Source organism: Streptomyces alkaliphilus (genome assembly GCF_014141535.1).
In the GTDB taxonomy this organism is placed as follows: Bacteria; Actinomycetota; Actinomycetes; order Streptomycetales; family Streptomycetaceae; genus Streptomyces; species Streptomyces alkaliphilus.
Genome location: NZ_VKHT01001518.1, coordinates 1 through 804 on the forward strand (window position 1 = coordinate 1; position 804 = coordinate 804).

At 74.6% G+C, this 804-nt stretch carries 1 protein-coding gene; it reads left to right on the top strand.

Annotation, left to right across the window (positions count from 1 at the left end; genetic code table 11):
• Positions 1 to 92 precede the first annotated feature (92 nt).
• Positions 93 to 797 (top strand): NERD domain-containing protein, encoded by a 705-nt coding sequence (locus tag FNQ90_RS25425; RefSeq protein ID WP_182608460.1) that lies wholly within the window; start codon positions 93 to 95, stop codon positions 795 to 797.
• Positions 798 to 804: the final 7 nt, after the last annotated feature.

Below are 804 nucleotides of genomic sequence, written 5' to 3' on the forward strand. Positions count from 1 at the left end.
CACGGGGACCGGTTCCGACGGCTTGCCCCGATGGCGCGGCACACCGAGGCTGGAAGACGGTGCCACCGTTCCCGTCCCCGGGAGTGCGAGCGATGTCCGCGATCCCCGACCCCTTCGCGTCCCGCCGCGGACCGCTGTGGCTGCACCCGGACGACGACCTGGCCCCCAACCGTCCCGGCGAGTGGCTGCGCGGCCTCCCCGAGCTGTCCACCGCGGAACCCGTCCTTCGACGCGTGACGGGACGGCTGCTCGGTCGTCGCGCACATCTGGACGAACTCGAACGACGCATGACCGGTGAGGTCCTGGTGGGGACCGCGCTGGACCGACTGGAACCGACCGGGCGCCGCACCCTGCACTCCCTGCCCCTGCCCGCGCGCGCCGTCCTGGCACACCTGACGATCGGTCCGGGCGGGGTGTTCGCGGTGCACACCGTCAATCCGGCCGGCGGGCCGGTGGTGCTCGGAGCCCCCGGCGGCCCCGACGGGACGGGGGACCTGCTCCGGGTCGGTTCCCGTTCCGAACCCCACCCCAGGCTCTGCCGACGGGCGGCCGTCCGGGCCGCTCACGTACTGGGCCGGGCGGTCGGTGAGCCGGTGGAGGTGCGGCCCGTCCTCGCGGTGGTCTCCCGGCGGATCCGGATGGTCCGTCGCCCCGCCGACCTCCTGGTCCTCGCCATACCGGACGGGACGCCGCCGACGGTGCTGGACCGCGGCACGCCGGTCCTCAAGCCCGATCGGGTCGAGGAACTGTACGCGCTGGCCCGCGACCGCCGTATCTGGCACGACGGGTGGGGGTGACAGCTGT